The sequence below is a fragment of the Dietzia massiliensis genome (assembly GCF_018390595.1).
GTDB lineage: Bacteria > Actinomycetota > Actinomycetes > Mycobacteriales > Mycobacteriaceae > Dietzia > Dietzia massiliensis.
Genome location: NZ_JAHBAV010000143.1, coordinates 1 through 601, shown reverse-complemented (window position 1 = coordinate 601; position 601 = coordinate 1). Strand labels below are relative to the sequence as shown.

At 74.4% G+C, this 601-nt stretch carries 1 protein-coding gene; it reads left to right on the top strand.

Annotation, left to right across the window (positions count from 1 at the left end):
• Nucleotides 1-601, top strand: a 601-nt coding sequence (locus tag KHA85_RS16540) for a DUF1542 domain-containing protein (RefSeq protein WP_213186633.1), incomplete at both ends; no start/stop codon positions are given.

The window sequence follows — 601 nt, the reverse complement described above, 5'->3', positions numbered from 1 at the left end:
CGGAGCTGGAGAAGGCGCGCACGCCCGTGCAGGCACAGCTGGCCAAGGACACCGCGCTGGAGGGCCTGTACTACGTGCGCGCCGCCCGCTCGGCGATGGGCCTCGACCCCGGCCCTGAGCTCCCGCCGACCCCCGGCCAGGACCGCGCCGGCCGGGTGACCGAGGACCGCGAGGTCGAGGTCGAGGGCCGCAAGATGAAGGCCGCCACCGACCCGAGCGACGAGACCCCGCACTACTACCCGGGTGGCGTCGTGGCGGGTCGCCCGGTGCCCGCGGGCTGGTACTCGGAGCCCTGGTGGGCGTCCGCGCTGGCCACCGGCGTCTGGATGATGGGCTCGATGATGATGTTCAACATGATGTTCGCCGGAATGGCGGGCGTCGGCTACTCCGGTGAGGACTTCGCGGCCGGGGTCGGCGAGGGCGGCGCCGACGTCGGTGACATGGGCGGCGCTGACGGCGGCGACGGCGAGGGCTTCTTCGACGGCGGCCTGTTCGGCGGCGACGGTGGCGAGGGCGGAGACGCCGGCGGTGACGGCGGTGGCTTCTTCGACGGCGGCCTCTTCGGCGGCGACGGCGGAGGGGGAGACGGCGGCGGGTTCTT